Origin of the sequence: Spiroplasma diminutum CUAS-1 (assembly GCF_000439455.1) — a bacterium.
Taxonomy (GTDB): domain Bacteria; phylum Bacillota_I; class Bacilli_A; order Mycoplasmatales; family Mycoplasmataceae; genus Spiroplasma_A; species Spiroplasma_A diminutum.
In genome coordinates this window covers 588895-611986 of sequence record NC_021833.1, presented here as the reverse complement: position 1 = coordinate 611986, position 23092 = coordinate 588895, and the positions used below count along the sequence as shown (strand labels likewise).

17 protein-coding genes are annotated in these 23092 nt (G+C 23.9%); 16 read left to right on the top strand and 1 reads right to left on the bottom strand.

All coding sequences use genetic code 4. The annotated features are described in order from the left end of the window. The first annotated feature begins 227 nt into the window (after positions 1–227). On the top strand, positions 228–737 hold the full coding sequence (locus tag SDIMI_RS04480; protein WP_020836492.1) for a SemiSWEET family sugar transporter: 510 nt from the start codon (positions 228–230) through the stop codon (positions 735–737). A gap of 178 nt (positions 738–915) precedes the next feature. Continuing rightward, complete coding sequence (locus tag SDIMI_RS04475; RefSeq protein ID WP_020836491.1) at positions 916–1836, top strand: lipoprotein; 921 nt, start codon at positions 916–918, stop codon at positions 1834–1836. Between the two features lie 62 nt (positions 1837–1898). Here SDIMI_RS04475 and SDIMI_RS02830 read toward each other — a convergent pair whose 3' ends face one another. Then, positions 1899–3236, bottom strand: a complete 1338-nt coding sequence (locus tag SDIMI_RS02830) for a MutH/Sau3AI family endonuclease (protein WP_020836490.1) — start codon at positions 3234–3236, stop codon at positions 1899–1901. Positions 3237–3440: 204 nt separating this feature from the next. On the opposite strand from SDIMI_RS02830, the gene SDIMI_RS02825 reads away from it, so the two are divergent. The 14 genes from SDIMI_RS02825 to SDIMI_RS02760 all read left to right on the top strand — a co-directional run bounded on the left by SDIMI_RS02825 (position 3441) and on the right by SDIMI_RS02760 (position 23091). Then, on the top strand, positions 3441–4469 hold the full coding sequence (locus SDIMI_RS02825) for an alpha/beta hydrolase (RefSeq protein ID WP_020836489.1): 1029 nt from the start codon (positions 3441–3443) through the stop codon (positions 4467–4469). Beyond that, positions 4459–5826: an amino acid permease gene (locus SDIMI_RS02820; protein ID WP_020836488.1), complete on the top strand. Its 1368-nt coding sequence runs from the start codon at positions 4459–4461 to the stop codon at positions 5824–5826. Before SDIMI_RS02825 ends, SDIMI_RS02820 begins: the two co-directional genes overlap by 11 nt. Positions 5827–5902: 76 nt before the next feature. Next, positions 5903–7192, top strand: coding sequence for an alanine--tRNA ligase-related protein (locus SDIMI_RS02815; RefSeq protein ID WP_020836487.1), 1290 nt, complete (start codon positions 5903–5905; stop codon positions 7190–7192). Positions 7193–7322: 130 nt separating this feature from the next. Continuing rightward, positions 7323–8432 carry a hypothetical protein gene (locus SDIMI_RS02810; RefSeq protein WP_020836486.1) on the top strand — a complete coding sequence of 370 codons (1110 nt, stop codon included), beginning with the start codon at positions 7323–7325 and terminating at the stop codon, positions 8430–8432. Continuing rightward, on the top strand, positions 8433–9632 hold the full coding sequence (locus SDIMI_RS02805; protein WP_020836485.1) for a hypothetical protein: 1200 nt from the start codon (positions 8433–8435) through the stop codon (positions 9630–9632). Positions 9633–9909: 277 nt separating this feature from the next. Then, the gene (locus SDIMI_RS02800; protein ID WP_020836484.1) at positions 9910–10692 is read left to right on the top strand and encodes a MurR/RpiR family transcriptional regulator; all 783 of its coding nucleotides are present in this window, start codon (positions 9910–9912) and stop codon (positions 10690–10692) included. Positions 10693–10784: 92 nt separating this feature from the next. Further along, the gene (locus SDIMI_RS02795; RefSeq protein WP_020836483.1) at positions 10785–12518 is read left to right on the top strand and encodes a PTS transporter subunit EIIC; all 1734 of its coding nucleotides are present in this window, start codon (positions 10785–10787) and stop codon (positions 12516–12518) included. Positions 12519–12531: 13 nt separating this feature from the next. Continuing rightward, entirely contained in the window at positions 12532–13434 is a 903-nt protein-coding gene (gene murQ / locus SDIMI_RS02790; protein WP_020836482.1) for an N-acetylmuramic acid 6-phosphate etherase, read from the top strand. Positions 13435–13879: 445 nt separating this feature from the next. Beyond that, entirely contained in the window at positions 13880–15151 is a 1272-nt protein-coding gene (locus SDIMI_RS02785; protein WP_020836481.1) for a DUF2130 domain-containing protein, read from the top strand. A gap of 100 nt (positions 15152–15251) precedes the next feature. Beyond that, a complete protein-coding gene (locus SDIMI_RS02780) occupies positions 15252–15947 on the top strand; it encodes a DNA-methyltransferase (protein ID WP_020836480.1) in 696 nt (231 codons plus the stop codon). Further along, positions 15937–16824 carry a Dam family site-specific DNA-(adenine-N6)-methyltransferase gene (locus tag SDIMI_RS02775; RefSeq protein WP_020836479.1) on the top strand — a complete coding sequence of 296 codons (888 nt, stop codon included), beginning with the start codon at positions 15937–15939 and terminating at the stop codon, positions 16822–16824. The genes SDIMI_RS02780 and SDIMI_RS02775 overlap by 11 nt, the downstream gene beginning before the upstream one ends. 9 nt (positions 16825–16833) lie before the next feature. Continuing rightward, entirely contained in the window at positions 16834–18609 is a 1776-nt protein-coding gene (locus tag SDIMI_RS02770) for a PDDEXK family nuclease (protein WP_020836478.1), read from the top strand. A gap of 1038 nt (positions 18610–19647) precedes the next feature. Beyond that, positions 19648–20382, top strand: a complete 735-nt coding sequence (locus SDIMI_RS02765) for a hypothetical protein (RefSeq protein WP_020836477.1) — start codon at positions 19648–19650, stop codon at positions 20380–20382. A gap of 102 nt (positions 20383–20484) precedes the next feature. Further along, positions 20485–23091, top strand: a complete 2607-nt coding sequence (locus SDIMI_RS02760; protein WP_020836476.1) for a PTS glucose transporter subunit IIABC — start codon at positions 20485–20487, stop codon at positions 23089–23091. Position 23092: the final 1 nt, after the last annotated feature.

The following is a 23092-nucleotide window of genomic DNA, read 5'->3' as shown; positions in this document are numbered from 1 at the left end:
TCATTTTTAAATTTGTTTAATTCACTAATGATAATAAAACAAAAAAATGATTTAGTACTTTCTAAAATATATATTGATTATTTTCTAAATCCATTAACAAAAAGTTTAGAAAAGGGTTTCATTATTTCAACTTGTGATAACTGCCATAATAATAATATAAAATTTATTTAATTTGACCCATTAACACTTATTTGTTAATATATGTAAGTTAAGGGAGAGTCTAATAAATGTTATTACTAACAAGCAATAAAGAAATGGCAAGTGAAATTCTTGGTTGAATTGGATTTGCAACAAGTTTTTCAATGTTATTACCTCAAGTTGTGAAAGTATGTATTACAAAAAATACAAAGTCACTATCACCAATAATGTTTTTCTTAACTTTTTTAAATGCATGTATATGAACAAGTTATGCTTTCTTTACAAAAGAAACACCTGACTTACAAGTGGGTTGTGCTAATTTAGCTGCAATGGCAGCATCATTTTTTATTTTATCTTTTATAATTTCAAACAAAATAAAGGACAGAATTACTTTAAATAGACTTAAAAAAGACAAAAAATTTAATGAAAATTTAGATCAAATGTCGGTTGTTGAAATTAAAAATGAAAATGAATTACTTAGTGAAGAGATCATCAACATGCAAGAAAAAATTGAAGAACTTCAAGAAAATGTTGAAGAATTGGAAGAACAAGTTGAAGTACTTGAAGAACAAGTTGAAGGAATAGAAGAAAAAGTATAGATAGTATATTATATATAAAATCTATGCTTTTTTTTTTTTTTTTTGGAAATACAACTAATTTTAAAAATTTTAAAAAATTTTTAGTTTTTCTAAAAAAGGAATTTCTTGGTTAATAAAAATTATAATAATAGTAACTTGAATGTGTGGTACTTTTGAAAGAAAGTATGAGGAATAGAAGATGAAAAAATTATTAGGATTATTAGCTGCTACAGGACTTGTTGCAACTACAAGTGCAACAGTTGTTGCATGTGGAGATAAACCAGGAGAAAAAGTTTTTGATGCTACTTTAAATGAGGGAAAACTTAATCAAGAAGTTACAGTTAAATCAGATTTAATTAAAGCAGATGGACAAGTTACTTTTGGTTTAGATGAAAAAACTATTTTAACTGCTACAGTTAAAGAAAATTCTTTAAAGGATGGAGAAGTTACTGTAGTTATTGCTACAACAGCAGAAAAAATATCAAATAAAAATGTTGAAGAAACAGTTAAAGTTCTTTTCACAGCAAAAGAAGCAGAAACTGCAAGAGAAGTTGAAGCAAAAGAAGTTAAAACTCTTAATGTAAAAATTGAAGCAAAAAAAGTAGAAGAAAAAATTGCATTAGATAAAGTTATTACTGTAAAAGAATTGGGAGAATTAGCAGATAATAATTCAGCTACTATATTAAATACAGTTGTTGCTAAAAATGATTCTTTAGTTAAAGAAGAAGTTGTGGTTATTGAAATAACTACTACAAAAGCTACAATTAAAGTAATAGACAATTCTACAAAATATATTGCTGGGGGATCAGTTGATGTTACTTTTACAATTGAAGAAGAGGTAACAGCAAAAGAACTTTCAACAGTTATTACAAATAAAACATTAACAATTACTGAAGTTAAAACAGCTGATGCTTATTTAACTGATGTTGTTGCTGCTAATGCTGGATTAAACCCATCTGAAGTTGATGTTGAACTTACTACACAACCTGTTAAAGGTGAACCAGAAAATCAAGAAGCTCAAACACCAGAAATTCCTGCAGTAAATGGTGTATTAAAAATTACTGCAAAAGCAGGTTCTACAGTTTATACAGGGTCAGTTAATATAGAATTAAATTGATAATTAAATTAATGAATTAGTTTAAAAAATACTTAGTAATTAAAAAATCTCTTTCGAGATTTTTTTTATTTTTCATTAAATATAACGTTTTTGTTAATTCAAAATTCATAAGTAGGTATTTCAATTTCTTTATCATTTAATTTATATACAGTAGTTGTATTTTTTTTACTTTTTCTTAAATGAATTGATAAGTTATCTTTGATCTTTGTAAAATTAGGTTCAACTTCTTCTTTTGAATCTTGAGAAATTAAGTTTTCGATTTCTTTTTTTGCGTTGTAAAAAACAGTTTGAGCTTTTTTAATATCTTCGTCACTTAATCTAAATAACTTATAGTTTAATAGTTCGTTTGTATTTTTATCAATCATAATTACAATATAAGTTTTCAAAATTATTTCTTGATAAAAAGTACTATCTTCAAATTCATCATGTAATATTTCCATTGCATCTAATTCATAATTAGTAGGAATTTGTTCTTGAATATGAGCATAATCAGTTAACTTATGAATTAATTTATAGTTTGCTGTTTTTAAAAAATCAAATAAATCTTTATTATTTTCTTTTAAGAAGTTTTCAAATGCTATTTGATGTCATTGATTTGCTTTTGATTGAGTATAAGTTGATATATCAGTTCCAATAATACTTGTTAAATAGTCCTGAATTTTATCATTTTTAAATTCAACTATATCGCTTATTTCGTTCTCTTCAAATATTTCATTAATATAATCAATTTTCTTTTGTTTCTTAAAGATAATTTCTTTTAAGAAATTAATGTTAAATGAATAACTTCTAAATCTTGCTAAAACATTAGAGTAGGGTTGTTTTTTTAGATCAATTCTACTTTGACTCTTAGTACAAGCAGATAAGATATTTGTAAATCCTTCATTTAATTCCTCAGCTTTTCCTTTTTTTACTTTTTCTTGAATAGCTAATCAATCATTTACTATTAAATAAAATTCTTTTTGTCTTGTAATATCAATGATAAATGCATCATAAATTTTAAAATCTAGAAAGTCTTTATCATATTCATAAATATAAGGCATAATTAAAAGTAATTGATTTTTATTTATGAATTTACTAGTTTTAAATGTTTCATTTACTATTTCATCATAATAAATATCGTTTAAAACTAGACGCTCTTTTACAGTTAATTCATTAAATTTATTATATTTTAAAGCAATTGGCTTTAACTCTAAATCTAAATCTTCAAAAGTATATTCCATTTTACTGTATAAAGGTATATTAAATACTGCTTGTTGAATAAAATGTTTTACTTTTTCTTTATTATCAAAGTATCTTATATCATCTAAGTTATCTCCAGCTATTTCTCTTAAAGTTTTACCTTTAACTTTTTGAGCTATTTCAAAAACTTCTAATAAATCTTGTTTATATTGTTTATCATTCATTTTGTTAAGTTCCTCTTTACTTATTGATTATAAAGGAAAAACTTTTATACCTATTTATAAAAAAATATTTATGAAAAAAATATTCATAATTCAAAAAAAAGTTACACTAAAGAATAGTTAAGTTAATATAATATCGATATTGTTTAAAAGAAAGACTAGTAGGGACAGATATGAACATATTTGTTAGTCAACAATGGAGTAATTATGACAAGAAAAACAAAACTTTATAAATACAATTTTTTTAGAATAATCTTTACAATTATTCTTTTTCCAATAATTGTTATTTGATCAAAAAAGTTATTTAAATCTTATAGGGATTTTTGCTATATTTATCCTCGTTTTGGAGAATTCACAAATAAAGCAAATAAATTTCATCCTAAAAAAGTTAATACTTTTGAATATCATTTATGAGATTTGGATAAAATGAATTTGAATTTTTCAACTTTTAATGAAAAAAATTTAGAAGAATTTGAACTTGAAACAGAAAAGGGAAAAATAAGTTGTTTAAAAGCTGTAAATAAGATCTCAAATAAATGAGTCATTGGTTTACATGGCTGAACAGAAGATAAATATTTAGCTTTAAGACTTGTTCATCATTTTTATGATAAAGGTTATAATGTTTTAACTTTTGATGCATTTGCACATGGTAAAAGTTATGGTCAATATACTGATATTGGATTTTCAAGCATAGAAATGATTGATCAAATAATAGTAAATTTAAAAGAGGATTATCAAATTGATTCAATTGGATTAATTGGAAATAGTATGGGAGCTTCAACTTCATTATTATATTCACAAGTTGGAGTTAATAAGGATTTAATAACTTGAGTAATAGCAGATTGTGGTTTTAGCAATATTAAATTTCAATATAGATATTATTTGCAAAATAATTTCTTTAAAAAATCTTGATGATTAACAAGTTTTGGATATACTAATAAATTTAGCAAGATTACTAAAACTAATCAGAATAAATATAATTTATTAAAAAATATGAATCTAAATAAAAATACACCAGTATTTTTTATTCACGCAATTGGCGATACATTTATTCCATATGAAATGAGTTTAGATATGTATAATAAAAAAATTGAATTTGAAATTGAAAGTATCAGTTCAATTTGAACACCACAAGGATCTGAACATGTTTCTGTAATTGCTGATTATTATGATTTATATATAGAAAAGACTTTAAATTTTGCAATAAAAGGAGAGGAGAAAAAATATGAAAAATAAGAAAATGGGTTATTGAACTGTTCTTGCTTTAACTTTAACAGCAACCATTGGTTCAAGTTTACTTATTACTTTTAGTGGAGTTTTTCTTAGTGTAAAACAAAATCCACTTTTAATGATTTTGGCATGAATAATTGGAGGTATTATAATTCTTCCAGAAACTTTTTTAATGGTGGAACCTTCAATTTCTTTTCAGGAAAATGGTACAACTTATAGTTGACTTAGAAGAGCTAATTGAAAAGTTTTAGGATTTTGATTTGGTTGAGTTTTAACATTATTTGTTTCTGCAACAGCAATAGCAGGAAGTTGTATTGCTCTGTCAGGTTTAGTGATGGGCTTTTTAAAAAATGATAATGTTTATTTATTAAAATTTGTAGCAATTATGTTTCTTTTAGTAATTGGAGGAACTCAAATTTTTGTAAAAAATAGTAGTCAAATAAGTCAAATAGTTTTTTTAGTAATTAAAGCATTGCCAATTTTATTTGTTTTAATATTAGCTTTAATTTATGGAACAAATGATAAATTATTGAGTAGTGAATCAATGAAAGAAAATTTAAAAGGTGCTTATATATCTTCTGCATTATTAATTCCAGCAATTACAATTACAATGTTTTCATTTTCAGGAACAGAAGTACCAACTTATGTAACTGCAGAAATAAAAGAAGCAGAGAAGACAACACCAAAAGTAATTCTTTCAGGAGTAATAATTGTTATTGCGATCTATTTAATTTATGGAATTGCACTTTTATCATTGGCTTCATCAAAAGATGAAATGGGAAATACAATAGGAGGTCTTTGAGGATTTTCAAAATTACCTGAATGAACAAAAATAACTTTTAATGTAATGGCTATATTATTATTTATTGGATCAATTAATTCATTCTTACTTTATCAAACAAGACTTGTAGAAAAAATGGCACAAGAAAAAGATTTAAGTAAACATTTTTTAAAAAAATCTAAATGGTCAAGTCAACCTTACATGTCTATGCTAGTTTTAATAGTTGCTGCTTCATTGTATATTATGTTTAATCAAATTATGGAATTACTTAACTACTTTGCTCTTGCAGTAAGTGCTTTAAAAATTCTTATGACAACAAATGTAATTTATTTAAGAAAAACTGATTCAAAATATAAGAGAGTTTATAAAAATTGAGCATTTTGATTATTTGTAGTTTTCTCATATTTAACTTGTTTATTAACTTTAGTTGGAGCAATTATGAATATGCTATTAGGTTTAGAGACAAATCAAATATGAAAACCTATTGTAGTAATTTTACTTGTCATTTCAATATTACCTATTGGATATTTAAAGTACTATATACAAAATAAAAATAACGTTAAAAATAATAATCTTGATTAATTTAAAATTTACAAAAAATAATTTTTAAATGCTTTTATATTTTATAATTTATTTATATATTTAGGAGAATTTTTATATGTTAAAAAATTTTAAAGGCTATAGTGAATTTGAAATCACTACTAAGGTAAGTGAATTTCAAAACAAAGATAAGTTCTCTTTGTTATTTTTAGAAGAAACAGTTTTCTTTCCTGAATCAGCAGGACAAATTGCAGATAAGGGAGTAATTATTTTTGAAGGTCAAGAATATAAAATTTTGTCACTTGCAATTCATGAAGATAAAGTTGTTCATAAAACAGAGTTAATTGAAAATATTCAAATAGGATCAGAAGTTATTGCAAAAATTGATAAACATCAAAGAGATTTAGTAAGTCAAAATCACAGTGCAGCTCATTTACTTTTTGATACATTAAGAGAAATTTATCCAACAAGTGTTGGAAAAGGTTACTTTAATGATGAAACAGGTTTAAGAATAGATATGTATATTGAAGATAAAATCAACTGATCAAATATTTATGAATTAAACAACATTGTTAAAAGAAAAATGAAAACTTATGCAGATAAAGAAGAATTTATTGTTGATGCAAAAACAGCAAAAGAAGTTTATAACTTATCAATTGAATTTAATTCAAAAGAATTAGAAGGTGATTTAAGAATTGTAAAATTTGGAGATGCTTCAATTCAACTTTGTAGTGGAACTCATGTAAATTCATTAATTGATATTGATGAATTTGTAATAACTTCTTATGAATCAAAAGGTCAAAGTATTTATAGATTTTATGCAAAAACAGATATTGATGAAATTCAAAAAGTGTATAAGGACTTTTTATATCAAGACTTTAATGAAATAAGTAATTTACTTAAAAAGTATATTAAAGCTGAAAGAATATATGGAAAAGATCAAAATCTAGAATTATTAAAATATGCCTGAGCGAATTTAGCAGAAGATGGTAAAAAAATTGATTGAGTAAAATATTTAAAATTTAATTCACTTGCAAATGATTGTAGAATACAAATACCAGAATATTTTGTTTCAATTGAACAAAAGAAAAAGGATTTTTTATTTAAGAAATATAAAGATTTTGAACCGACTTCAACAGAAGAAGTTAATTATTTTTTAATTCAAGAAAATGATTTAGAAAATAAAGATTTAAATTTTATTTGTGATTTAATTTTAAAAAATAATCCAAATTCATATGTGGAAATAATTGATTTTGGATCAAAATTATATTATTGTAAATCAAATTCACAAATTAGTGCAATTGAAAAAATGAACTCCCACTCACTTTATAATATAAAGGGTGGAGGAAATGAAAAAACTGCTCAAGGAAAAATAATATTGCCTGACCTTAAAAATCTTCTTAATTAAAATCATTTTACTAAAATCTACTTTTAAGTAGATTTTTTATTTTATTTCTAAAAGGCCTTTTAAACATTATAATTCTAAAATAATGGTGAGCATTAATGAATTAATGACTCATCGAAAGGAAAAAGCAATAATGAATTTTTTATTAGGAATGCTTGCAACTGTAGGAATAACTTCTCCAACCGTTGCAACCATTAAAAATAGTAATCCTAATAATGTATTAAACAATAATAATGAATATGCAAAAATTTTATTAAAAAATGAAAAAACAAATCATACTACATCTGATTTAGAATGAGTTAACATTAGAACTACTGAAGAAGAAATAATTGATTATATCCTAATGGATATGCTTAATAGTAATGCAGAAAATGAAATTATTTCTGATGCTTTATTTGATGTTATCTTTTATAAAGAAGATTGAAAATTTGTTGGAATGCCAAACACTATTCCAAAACCAGGTGAAGAGAGAAAGCTTGTGATAAAAATCATGGCTTCTCCAAAAAATGAAAGATACTCAGGTTTTATGACTTTTGATTTGACACTAACAAATGGAGAAATTATTCCTCCAGTTGAAGAAGTTATTAAATTATCAGATGCCATAAAGATAAAAAATCTTGGAGTTTTTAAAAACCCAACAAAAGAAATGATTGTAAACAGATTTTTTGAGAAAAATTCAAATATTCAACGTGATGATGTTGAAATAGTTGATGTAAGTTACAAAACACTTGAACTTAAAGCTAAATCAGAACGTTTAGAAGGAAATGCAACAGTTCTCTTTGAATCAGAAATAAAATTAGCTGAGGAATGAAAATCTGAAAAAATTCATGTAGAAGCTTATAATTCAACTAAAACTGATAGTAGAGAATATAATATTACCTATGATATTGAATTTGGTTTTACAAAATTAAGACAAGCTTTTAAAGGTGTTAGTTTTAATTATTCTGGAGAGTATAAATGTAAAACTTTTAATGAAGACAAATGAAAAACAGTTCCTAAAAAAGAGACATTTCTTGATTTTAATGGACAAAAAGTAGAACTTTGAAATGAATCATATTATGGTGGAGTAAACTGAAATAAAACTTTAGCTACTGCAGAAATAAACAGTGATAATAATGATAAAGAAAATAAGTTAAAATTAAAATTCAGAATTGAAGTAGCTGCAAAAGCTAATTGAATTAATGCATATTATGCAAGAGCTGGTGCTCAATTAAATATAGAAGATATACATTTTAAAAAATAATTGAAAAAATTACTATACTTATTAGCTTTTAATTTAAGTGTCTATCCAGCTATTTATACAGTAGGTTGTGGCAATAATCCACCAATTCCAGGTACGGATATACCAAAATTGTCTGAAATTAAGCTTAATTCTTATCCAATAAATATATTTGGTGATCCAACAAGTCCAATAAACTTTTATAATTTTTTAAATAAATTCCCTGGTGGTTCAAGTGCCAAAGATTATTATAATAATTCATTTAATATTAATAAATTTAATCAAATAGCAACATTTGAAAATCCAGAAAATCAAAAAGGAGAACAACCTTTTGAATATAGATTATTTATAGAACTTTCTGATAAAGTAATTGATGGTTTTTTCGAGTTTAAATTATCTATTTTTCAAACAAAATATAGTTCATTAAAGTTTAAACGTATGGAAGAAAGAGATTTTAAGATAAGAATAATTTATGATGTTGAAACCAAAACAAGCTTCGATTATATTAGGGATAAAAAATGATTTGCAAAAGATATTTTTGACCCAGATATTAATTTAATATCTTTTGCAGAGTTTAAAGATGGTTTCAAAAATTATTTTTTAAAACATTTTCAAGAAATTCTTATCAGAGAATTTCAAATAGATTTCAATATCTGTGAAACAATATTTGAAGAGTTTGTTTTATGAGATAAATATGGAGATGAATATAGCTTATCTACTTCGGATAATGAAAAACTATTTTTACATGATCTAGAATACTTTTATATTAAAAAAGTTTTACCTCAAATGAAACCTGAAACTTCTAGTGAATCAGCAGTTTTAGGAACTGTTGCATTTAAAGAATTTCCAGGAACTCCAGCATTAAAAAATAATGATATAAGTAATATCAAAATGCCAAAAATATATATGAAAAAAGAAAATATATTAGAAGCTTTTAATAATGATATTGATGTTCCTCCAAATCAAGTAATAGGAATATTGGAAGATCAAATTGAAAAACAAATGTATTTAAAAGATGTAGAATTAGGATTTGGTAATAAAAGTGGTAATTATTCTTTATGATGAAATGAATCAAAAGATGATATTTTTATTTACAAAGAACAATTTCACGAACTTTTTGATCAAAACAAAATGGGTATTTTACAATTAGAAGTTATTGTAAGTAAAAGTTTTAGTGAACCTTTTTTAGAAGGTAAACTTTGAATTGAAATAAATTATTATTAAAATAAAAAAATAATAAATATAATTTGTAAGTATATTATATTCAGTAAAGATTATTTTTACATAAAAATCAAATACTGATTATAAACCTTTTTTAAAATATAAATATAATACTTTATGTAATATATTTGTAATTTAGAAAAGGTTTTTTAATATAGATATTTAATTTTTTAAATTTGCTTAAAATTTCTAATAGAAAATCAATATGTAATTTATATTTTATTCTTAAAAATATAAAGTATAATTAGATTACTTAAGAAAATATGAAGGATTAAATTGAATGAAAAAATCTGCTTATGTATTTTTATTAAAAAATAAGGACAATAATTTATTGCTAAAAAACATATATGAATTACATTCAAATAAAATTGATTTAAATATAGAAGAATTAGCAAAAATATCTTTTTTATCTAAAAGTTCTATATCAAGATATTTCAAAAAAAATGGTTTTGATGGATTTTCTGAATTTAAATTTTTATTAACTAATGAACAACCTGAAGAAGTACTTATTAATAACAATTTCAATTTATTTGAGCATCAAATGATTTTCAAACCAATTGAAAATACTGCGAATTTAAATCAAATTAAGGATTTTGAAAAAATTCATGATCTATTATTAAAAGCAAATTACAATTTCATTTTAGGTGCAGGAGCAAATGCATCGGTTTGCTATGAATTAAAGTCTCGCCTAGATAGGTTTGGATATAGTGCTGAAACTAATAAGGATTTACATGGTTTATATGCAAGGATATCTAATGCAAAAGAAAATGATTTGTTATGGGTTTTTTCATATACTGGTGAAACTGAAGAGTTAGTTAAAATAGTTACACTTGCAAAAAAAAGAAACTTAAATATAATTTCTATAACCAAGAAATCAAATAATACTATAGAAAAATTATCAAGTATAAAATTGTACATTGATGATTCAGAAAATCTAATAAGAACATTATCAATTAAATCAAGAATGAGTATGTTCTATTTAATATCAAAATTGGTTTTATATATTTATTCAAAAGATATAAAGTATTATAATCAAAAATTATTAGATAGTTTGTATAAGTAAAACCATTTCCTATTTGTGGAAATGGTTTTACTTTAGTGTCCTTATATAGTATTTGAAATTCTTGTGAATATAATATTTTTGGAGGAAGAAAAATGTTAAAACAAGAAAGAATAGCAAAAGAAATTTTAGACATAATAAAAGCAGAAAATCTGATTTCTTTTACTAATTGTATGACTAGATTGAGAATTACTGCAAAACCTAATTTTGACGCTGAGAAATTAAAAACTATTGACGGAGTTTTAGGGTTAGTAAATCCAGCATCAGATCAATTTCAAATAATTTTAGGGCCAGGATTTGTCAATAAAGTTGCAACAGAATTTGCCAAAATTGCTAAAATTGAAGCAAGTGATTTAAATGAAAACAAAATAAATGATGTTGAATTTAAAACTGCAGATGAAGTAGGAAAAGATGCCAAAAAACAATTTAGAGGAGACAATAAAGTATCTAAATTTTTATCAAAAATTTCAAAAGTATTTACGCCTTTAATTCCAGCTTTTATTGGAACAGGAATACTTTCAGGTATCGCTGGAATTATAGCGTCATCTGTTAATAATAATTTTGAAGGACATGAAACACTTCAGTCATGAAATACAATTTTAGGAGTTATGCTTACAATTTTAACAAGTGTATTTATAATTGCTGTAGGATGAAGAATGTCAGAAGAATGGGGAGCTAATCCTGGAATTGGCGCTATTGTAGCTGCTATGTTTGCTCCAATTTTTGGAGCGGTTGTTGCAGCCGTGTTTGTGGCTGTAAAAGTTGACGGTGAAGGAATCGTTGGATATAACTTTTTAGGTATGTTTATTAAGTTAGAAAATATCGAAAAAAATTGATTCACAATTGGATTTATTAACTATTCAATTAATACTCAAACAGCTGCTAAAACTGCATTTTTAGGTGCAGCTCATGCTGGATTAATTGGAGCAATGATGGCAGTTGGAGTTACTATTTTTATTGAAAAGAAATTTAGAACATTTATGCCAGGAGCAATTGATACAATTTTAACTCCTGTTATAGTAATCTTTTTAATGATTTTTGTAAATTACTTTTTATTAGTACCTTTAGCAGGTTATGTATTTATGGGGGTTGCTTGATTCTTTGAGCACTTATATATAAATCCATTTGGAGCAGCTTTCTTAGCTGGAATATTTTTATTTGCTGTTGCTTTTGGAGTACACCAAGGTTTTTTACCAGTATACTTTGCTTTAATTCAAGAGACTAAAGTTAATGGTTTATTTCCAATTCTAGCAATGGCAGGAGCAGCTGAGGTTGGATCTGCCATTGCTATGTGAATAATGGCAGGTAAAAACAGTATTTTAAGAAAACAAATATCAGGTGCTATAATACCTGGTATATTAGGAATTGGAGAGCCACTAATATATGGTATTTCACTTCCAAGAGTTAGACCGTTTATAATTAGCTGTATTGCAGCAACTGTTGGTGGTTTTTATATAAGTGCATTAAACACTTGATTTAACCTTGGTATTGGAATGAATGCTCCAACTGGTCCTGGAGGATTAACTGCTGCAATCATGATGACAACAGTTGATGGAAATGTTTTACAAGCAGTTTTAATATATTTATCTGCATTAGTTCTTACATATACTTCAGGAATTTTATGTACATTTTTTGGCTATTCAAAAATAGCAAGAAATGGGACAGATAAAATGAAATCTGTTTATAAAAAAGAAAATAGTATAAAATCAAAAATTTTATATTCATTTGTTTTTATTACCTTGATAGGTGTAATAATAAGTTGAGTTGTTTGATGAACAAAAATTGATAAAGATACAAAAGAATCAATATCAAATTATAAACTAGTTTAAAAAGGAATAAAAAATGAAAAAAATTAATTTATTAAATATAACAACAGAGTCAATAAATTTAAATTCAAAAAATATTGATTTAAAGTCTACATTTGACATTTTACAAACAATAAACAATGAAGATAAATTAATAGCTTTGGCTGTTGAAAAAGAACTTGATGTAATAGCAAAAACTGTTGATGAAATTTATAAAAGAGTTTCAAATAATGGTAAAGTATTTTATATAGGAGCTGGATCTTCAGGGAGAATTGGTGTTTTAGATGCCAGTGAAATGCTTCCAACATATGGAGTTGGAGATATGTTCTATGGAATAATGGCAGGTGGAGATATCGCTCTTAGATTACCTGTTGAAGGTGCAGAAGATGACGAACAACTTGCAATAAATGATTTAGAAAATTGCAATATCAATAAAAATGATGTAGTTTTTGCAATTGGAGCAAGTGGAAGAACACCTTATTGTATTAGTGCATTAAAATATGCTAAACAAAAAAATGCTTTAGCTATTTCTTTATCAATGACAAAAGATAGTGAATTTAAAATGCATTCAGATATTGCAATTGAAATAGACAGTGGTCCTGAAGTTGTTACTGGAAGTACAAGAATGAAATCAGGAACTGCAACCAAAATGGTTTTAAACATGATTTCAACAACTACAATGATCAAATTTAATAAAGTTTATGATAATTTGATGGTGGATGTTATTGCAACAAATATTAAATTAGAAAATAGATGTATAAATATTATTAAGTCAATTTGTAAAATTGAAGATGAAAATTTAATTATAGAAACATTAAAAAAAGCAAATATGCAAGTTAAACCTGCAATTATAATGATTTTAAAAGATGTTGATTATATAAAGGCTATTACACTTCTTAATTTAAATAATAATAATTTAAGAACTATAATAGAAAATTAAAATGAATATAACTTCGAAACAAAGGCTTTTTATTACTTTAGGTTTTCTAATTTCTTTAATTATTTTAATAATTGGAGTGATTATGTTCAATTTTAATTTTATCAACTCAGGAATTATAATCATGATAAGCTCGGTATTTTGTTTAGTTATTTTGTCTGTCATTTGAATTATTTTTCTTAAGAAAAATAATTAGTGATTTAACTAAATGCTATTAAAAGTTAATTTTAAACGAACTAATAAAATAGTAGAAATAAATATAACTATGTAAAAACAACTTATAGGGTTGTTTTTTTTATTTTATTTGTTATTATTCAATTGTTGGTAGTGTCCAATTTGAAATAAAACACATTTTAACTTATAGTTGATAGAAAAATAGTTCTTGATACGTAATGCTTAATAAAAAAAGTTCTAATTCCTCTTGTTGTAAAGAAAAGAGGAAAATAAAATGCAAAAATTATTAATAAATTGTCCAGAGTGTAAAAAAGATATAGATCTTTTATCGCTTGGAAATAGAGATTCTGAAAGTGTTATTGAATATAAAAAACATATAGAAGAAGACTTAAGAAAAAATATTGAAGTTGAAATAACAAACAGATTAAAAGAAACTTATAGTTTAGAATTAGAATCTCAAAGGAAGGATTTAAATCTTGAAAAACAAAATGAAATTTCTATTTTAAAAAGTACAATTGAAAATTTAACAAGAGATTTACAAGAAGTCAAAAGCAATAATCTAAGAGACATTAAAGAATTGGAAATCCAACTTGAATCAAGATTTGTACAAGAAAAACAAAAAGAATTATTAGAAAAAAATAATAGAATTCAAGAACTTGAATTACAAGCAAAATCAATTGATAAATTAAATGAACAAAAAATTAAAAGTATTCAATTAGAATTAAATTCAAATTTCGAAAAAGAAAAGTCTCAATTAGAGCGAAAACTAACTAAATTTGAACTAGATCTAAAAAATATTGAAAATGAAAAACAATTAATGTTAAATAAACGGGAATTAGAACTAAAAGCAAAATATGAGTCGGTAATTTCAACAAAAGAAATTGAAATTACCGATTTAAAAATAGCAAATGCAACAAACAGAATTTTGAATAATAAAACAAAAGGTGAAAACTGAGAAAACGAAGTTGAATTAGAACTAAGAAAATTAGCAGCTTCAACTGGTGATGAGGTTCACAAAATTACAAGAACAGGTACTAAAGCAGATTTTTTACAAGTTGTAAGAGAAAAGGAATTAGATCTAGGAAAAATTGTTTTTGAATGTAAAAACGGTGAATGAAAAGATACTTGAGAGCCAAAATTAACAGAAGACATGGCAAAGGAAGGTGCAAATTATGCAATTCTTGTTGCAACAAGCACTAGTGAAAAATTTAAAGTACCATTTTTAGTATCACAAAAAAATAAAAATATCTTAATAGCTGATCCAGATAACTTTGTATTTGTATGTGCAATGGTAAGAAGATTAATAATAATTGAATCTAATTTAAGAGAAAAAACTGATAATAATGAAGTATTTGAAAGATTTAATTCATGAAAATTAAAATCATTTGAAACTTTCAAAGGAATTATTCAAAAGTCACTTGATGGAATTGAATCTGATGAAAGAACAATTATTAATAAAGTAGAAGATATCAAAAAAAATAGAGAAAGATTATGAAGAAACTGACAAACTTTAATGTTGGATTTCATAGAGGATTTTAAAATTTAATTTATATATAATATCCCAAATAATCAATTTTAATAAAACTAGATTATATTTTTCATTCTTTAATTGCTATAATAAAAGAGATTTTTTAAAGGGAGTTAATATGAAAAATACTATTAAAAATATATCATGTCATAAACTTTTTGAAGAGATGAAGAGTTTAAAAGTAACAGTAGATTTAGTTATAACTGATCCTCCATATAATATTAGTAAGGATAATAATTTTAACACTATCGGTAGAACTGGAATAGATTTTGGAATGTGAGATTACGGTTTTGATCAGGTTACTTGAATTAGAGAAGTTACTCCCTTAATTAAAAAAAATGGATCGATCATTATATTTAATGATTGAAAAAATATGGGTCTTATATCTCAAGCTCTTGAAGAATGCGGTTTTGAAGTGAAGGATTTAGTAAGGTGAATAAAAAATAATCCAATGCCAAGAAATACTGAAAGAAGATATGTAACGGATTTTGAATGAGCAATATGGGCAGTAAAAAAAGGAGCTAAATGAACTTTTAATATTGATAAAAGTATTGATAAATACTTAAGACCAGAATTTAGATTACCTATCCCGTCAGGGGGTAGTAGAAGAATTCACCCAACCCAAAAGAATCTTCAATTGATTGAAGAATTAATAAAAATTCATTCAAATGCTGGTGATTTAATACTTGACCCATTTTCTGGTTCAGGAACTACAGCAGTTGCTTGTAAGAGAAACGATAGATATTTTATTTGTTCAGAAATTGATAAAGAGTATTATAAAAAGTCTTTACAGAGGTTAGAAAATGAAAAATAGTTTCATAAAGAGTCCAATTAATTATCTTGGAAATAAAAATAGATTATTAGAAAAAATATATTTACAATTGCCTTTTAAAGTTAATAATTTTATAGATGTTTTTTCTGGATCAGGTACAGTATCAATTAATTCTTCAGCTAATAAAATTTTTTTAAATGATATTGATAGAAATATGATACTATTTTTAAAAATATTTTATGAAAATACACCAGATTTTATAAATAATAAAATTATTGAAATAATTACAAATTATAAATTAGTTTCCGATAAATCAAATTTAAACAAAATTGATTTAGTGAATTATAATAGAAATTTCTATTTAAATTTAAGAGAAGATTTTAATAAAGATAAGGATATTTTTAAATTATTTGTTTTAATTCTTTATTCATTTAATAATCAAATTAGATTTAACAAAAATGGAGATTATAATATTCCTGTTGGTAAAAGTATTTATAATAAAAACGTAGAAAATAAGATTTTTAAATATTGTGAATTAATTAAAAAAAAGAAATGCGAATTTTATAATTTACATTTCTCAAATTTTATTGAAAAAATTCTTTTAATGCAATTGAATACTGAAGATACAATATTTTATTTTGATCCACCATATCTTATTACAACAGCTACATATAATAAAATTTGAAATGAAAATGAAGAACTAAAATTACTTTCTTATTTAGACATGCTTAATAAAAGGGAGTATAAATTTATGTTATCTAATGTTATTATAAGTAATGGTAAAAGGAATAATATTTTGAAAAATTGAATAGAAAAGAATAAATATAAAGTCATTGAAGTTAATGTAAAATATGATAATTCAAATTATCAAAGAAAAAATAAGGGTAATACACTTGAAGTTATTATTAAAAATTTTTAGGGGGTTTTTATGGGCATTATTAGACTTGGAGATACTTCTTCTAGAACAAAAAAACAAATTAATTTATATATATTTATAATTAAATTAATTTTTGAAAATGTAAAATTAAATATCGATATAACAAGTGAATTTATTTATGAAAAATTATTTGAAGAAGGATATAAAAGAAAACCAAAACCTTCAAAAAAATCTGATATTCATCTGATTATGAAAACTTTATTGTGATTAAAACTTGCTTATAAAAAGGATAAATTTTACTTTTTAACTAATTTAGGAAATGATGTTTACTTTAAGTTAAATAGAGAAGAATTTGATGAATATCAATTAAAAATTTTTAAATATTGTAAAATAGACTATGCGTCAATAATATTTATTTCTCTTTTTTTAAAATTGGAAATTCCTTCATCGTCAAAATTTGAAAAAATTGATACTAATTATTCTCCATTTTCAAAATTAATTGAATTAATGATTCAAAATAAAGATACTTTAACAATTCAAAAAAATACTATGATGAATTTTCTTAGAAGTTCAAATTATGAATGCATTCCTGAAAAAAATATTAAGGATTTGAGAAAATATAAATGATCAAAAACACCCAAATCTATAAACTTATTTAATAAATTTATAGATTATGTATATAATACTGACTCAAATAAAAATTTTTTAATTCAAGATTCTGATTATAAATTTACTGAAAGATCTGATAAAATAGTAAAAATAATTAATAACTTTTTAATAAAGATAGATAGTAATATAAGCAAATTTATGAATAGTAAAAAGGAAACATTCATTTATTTAAATAAAAATATTGATTATTTAAATAATAATATTAATAATATTAAAGAAACTAATTTATCAATATTATTAAATGAGTGTATTGAAGAGCAAACCCTTATTGATGATTATCTTGATATTAATGGAAGATTCTTTAGAGACTTATCATTGGGTAATTTCAATACAAATAAGATTTTTTTAATTAATGAAAATTATCTTGAATTTCTCATTTATTTAGATACATATTTTAATTTTTCTGAATGTAATACTGAAAAAAAATTTCTCTGAGATTTATTTGATATAAAAGAAATAATTATTCCATTTTCTAATAAAATAAAATTAGATATTAGTATAGGTAATGAGTATCTAAAAAAAATTCCATATAATTTTGAACAATGTAAACAAGTTATTGAAATGTATTCAAATTCAAATCAAACTAAAATGCTTGAATATATTAATCAAATTCTAAAAATTGATACAGAAGTTGGTTTACCTTCTATAATGGAGTATTTTATTATACTTTTTTTATGACATATATTTTATCTAAAATATGAAAGTATTAGTAACTTTGAAATAAGTTATAATGGTACTCTAGATATGAATTTAAAGCCTGTCAGATTTGCTTCAGGAAATCAACCAGATGGAAATATACTCATAGGTGATAATAAAAACATTGTAATAGAAGTAACATTACTTAGAGATAGCGAGGCGCTTAGAAAAAATGAGATTCTACCGATTTTAAGACATAGCTTAAAAGTTAAAAAAAAGAATAATTTGGAAACAAAATTAATGTTTTTTGCTCCCAAAATAGATTATAACTTTAAAAAAAATTTAGCTCAAAACCATAATTCAAAGTATATTTATGAAGGTTGAGAAGAAAAAATTAAAACCTTTGATTATTTTTCAATAAACACTTTTGAAATTGATCAATATTTTACTAAGAATTTTAAAATAAGTGATGATTTTTTAAATGAAAATTATGAGTCCTTACTTAAAAATGGAATTGATTAATTTTTTTTAAAAATTAGTTATTTATATAATTTACAAAAATAAACATTTGTTTAAATCCTTTTATAAGGATACCATTTACTTAATAATTAGCATGCCTCTATTTTTTCCTTATTAATAAGAACATTTGAATTGATCTATTAGGGGATCTTATATAAACCAATTAAAAATTAATTTATTACAAAGGGAAATTTTTTTATGAAAGAAAAAAATGGGAAAATTTAAAATATATATAGGACCTAATGGTACAGGTAAAACTACTATTTTAAATCAAAAATAAAATGAATCCAAAAACTCCAAGGAGGATTTTATTTATTTAAAATCCGAAATACTTTTTAATCAAGAAATAAAGGATAGTAAAAAGAAACTTTAACTTTTGAAAATTTGATAGAAAAATATTATTAAATAATAAAATTGGTACGCATTTAAAGGGAGTTAATATAAAAAATACTATTAAAAATAATTTAATGGGTGCTGAATATAAAATAATAAAAGGTTTTTGGAAAGGTAATTATGCCAGTTTATATTGCTATATTTAATCTACTGAGTCCAAAATTGGATTCAAATTTTTGAATTAAAACAATATACAATATAGATAAAAATAAAGAGCAGTAACATTTTGAAGTAAATAAATTTATTTTTGATAATTAAGGTGAACTATAAGTTTTTCTAATAATCTTAAAGAAGAATCAGAATATACTGGTAATAAAGATTACGTTATAAATTTTTTAGAATATATCGATTTAATTAGATTAGCAAAATACAAATTTAGTTAAAAATAACCTATTTGCAATAATTTTTAATGTTTTAATACAGGCAATAACTTCAAAATTTAAATAATTATGAATTCTTAGCAAAAAAATAATTATAAATGAAAACAATTTAGATTAATTTATAAAAACTATATTATATAAATTAATTATAATAAAAAAAATAATTTGATCTTAAATTAAAATTAATAAAACAATATTAACTATCTTTATAAAGTTTCTATTGTTTTTTTTTTTTTTTTGTATTAATCTATGTTTAAGAGGATATTATATGAAATCAGTTTTAAATCAATTATTTACAAATATGAATATTAATCCCAATTCTGCAAACAATAGTATATCTAAAATATTAATGAAGTGTTATTCAACAAAGGAAGTTCCAAGTATTAAAGAACTTTCAAATCTTAGTAATGTAGCTGAATCAACTATAACAAAATTTGCAATTTCATTAGGATATAAAGGATATAGAGAACTTGTATTTAAAATTAAACTAGAAATTTCAGATAGAGAACATCAACAAAAATTAGAAATTGGAAATAAAAGTTTTTCTGACTTTGAAGAAAAAGTAATCTATGCAATTAGAGAATTAAGATATTTTGAAAATAAAATTATGAGTGCAAAAAAATCAATTAAAAAAGCTAAAAATGTTTTTTTATTTTCTTCATATCAATTTCAAAATGATTCAATTTTTTTAGCAGAGTTACTTAGAAGAAATAAAATAGAATGTAGTTATTCAACACAAATGTTTGATCAACTACTAATGGCAAATAAAGTTGCAAAAGATGATTTTTCAATTTTTATAATTGGAGGACAAGATACAAAAACAATTGAATTAATTTTAAAAGAATTTAAGCAAGATAATTGTTTAGTATTGGCAACTCATTCAAAAGTGAATGAGGTTTCAACTAGATTTAAAACAATTTGTATAGATTCAAAACAGTTAAAGCATCTATATGAATATAGAACCTTAATATTAAAATACATATCTTTACAATTAGTTAATTAGAAATGTTCAAATTCACAAAAAGGAAAGTAAAATACTAATGGCTTAAACCAATTTAAAAAAATACTTATAAGAGTAATCTATTTATGAAAGGAGATTTCATAAATGAAAAAAAGTATAAAAGTTTTTTCTCCCGTTGATGGAACAATAAAACCATTAAAAGATTTAAATGATGGTGTATTTTCTGAAAACATGTTGGGAGAAGGATTGTATATTGAACCAACTTCAAATGAATTTTATTCACCAATTGAAGAAGGTAAACTTGTTCAAGTTTTTCACACTAAACATGCATTTCACTTTGAAACAACATCAGGTCCAGTGATTCTTATGCATATTGGTTTAGATACAATCCATTTACAAGGTAAACCTTTTGACGTAAAAGTTAAAGAGGGAGATCAAATTAATTTAAATACAAGAATAGTTAATGTTGATTTTTCTTTATTAGATGAAAAAAATATACAAAAATCAACACCTCTAGTTTTGGATACTAATGAATTTAAAGGGTGATCATTCAAAACAAATGTAAAAGAAAATAAAGTTGTAAAAAAAGGAGAGTTGATAGGAGAATTTGTTTTTGAAAATAATGTTGAAGATAATTCAACTATTGCAAAAGTACATAAACTTTTAGAATCAAAAAATAAATATGAAATTGCAGCAGAAACTATTTATAAAGCTGTAGGGACAAAAAGCAATTATAAACAAGTTTATAATTGTATGACAAGACTTCGTTTTGAAATAAACGATAAAGATTTAGTTGATGAAAAAATAATAAAAAGCGTTGCTTTAGTTAAAGGTATTATTTGAGCAGGAAATCAAATACAAATAGTTATTGGGGGAGAAGTTTACAAAGTCAAAGATGCTGTGGAAAATTATTCACAAGGTATTAGTACAAGTAAAGTGAAACAAGTTATTGTAAATAAATCTTCAATAGGTAAAAAAATTATGACAGCAGTTGCTGCTATAATTCTACCTTCACTACCAGTTTTAATGGCTTCAGGATTATTGATGGGTATTAAAACTTTATTAGTAATGACTAATGTTATTGTTGATATGAAAATTGGAGCTGGTGGACCAATAGATATGAATGTTGATATATTTTCTGTATTTATAAATCTTATGGCAGAAACTGGATTAAAATTATTAGGAATTTTTATTGGTTATAACACAATGAAATGACTTGGTGGGCCAACAATTATGCAATTATTAATGTCATTAATAATTGCAGGAGCAACATTAGGTCTTGGAAGCGTTCCAGATTTAACAATAATAGACATTAATGGATTTGTTATTAAAGCAACATTCTACACATCATCAATTATTCCACATATATGTATAGCATTTATAATATTCTATTTAGATAAATGAATAAAAAAATGAATGCCTACATCAATTGATGTTTTATTTAGACCATTATTAATTGTAATAATATCATATGCAGCATTGTTCTTTGCATTAGGACCAATATTATTCTTAATTGAACAATTCTTAGCATTAATTATTGGATATATGTCAAAATTACCTTATGGTATTGGTACAATGCTATTTGTTGCTGCTTGACAACCATTAGTATTAACAGGTATGCATGTTGCAGTTGTAATGCCAATGATGGTAGCATTAGCGCAAGGAAATTTTACTACAATATTAGCAATTAATATTGCAGTATTTGCTCAGGTTGGAGCTGCAATTGGTGTTGCCTTAAGAACAAAAAATGGTCAATTAAGATCAACTGTAATTGCAGCTATTCCTGGTGGGATAGTTGGAGTAACTGAACCAATACTTTATGGAGTTAATTTACCAAAATTACGTCCATTTTTAGCAGGTATTGTAGCTTCTGCGATATTTGGGTTATTATCTGGAATATGTGCAGTTGAAGCACGTACTAGTGGAGGGCTTGGAATATTTGGTTTTACAGGTACTTTAATGGAACCAAGACTTAACTGAGAAATAAATAATAATGGGGTCAATTTAGCTCCATCTGCTATTAATTTATTTACAGGTGCTCCAAATTCAGCAATAGGAAATATGGTTTTATGGTTAGTTATTAATATCGGAGCAATACCATTTGCAGCAGGTATTTCATACTTAATGTATCAAGAAAGAAAATCAGAAGTTAAAGCTGTAAATAGTGCAAATAAAGCTCTATTAAAATACTTTGGAAAAGCTAAATCAATTAAATTAAACATTGCAAAAGCTGAATTAGACAATGAAATTAAAAAACTAAATTCAGTTATTACTCAAAAAGATTTAGAAAGATCTAAGGAAATTGAAAAAGTCTTTATAAAAATAAATAGTTTAGAATCTAAAATTGATAAACTTGGATCAAATATAGAAAAAGGAAAACAAAATCTAATTAATAAAATGGCAAAATTACAAGGTAAAACTAATAATGAAGAGGCCTTAAAAAATTTATTAGATAAATATTCACTTCTAGAGAATAACGAGGTACTTGTAAAATTAAATAATCAATTAATTGATGCAAAAATTCACAATGAGCAAAAATTAATTGAATTTAATTTATGAAAAGAAAAAGCATACGACCAAATGAAAGCAATTGTAGAAAAAGTTGCTAAAAAAGCTAATAATAATGTGATCGAAGAAGTAAATAATCTATATTTCAATGCAGTTAATTCGCTTGAAATAGGTTATATGATGATGGATCAAAAAAACTTCTACATAAGTAAAAAGGCTTTCATTAAAGAAGGAGCAAAATAAA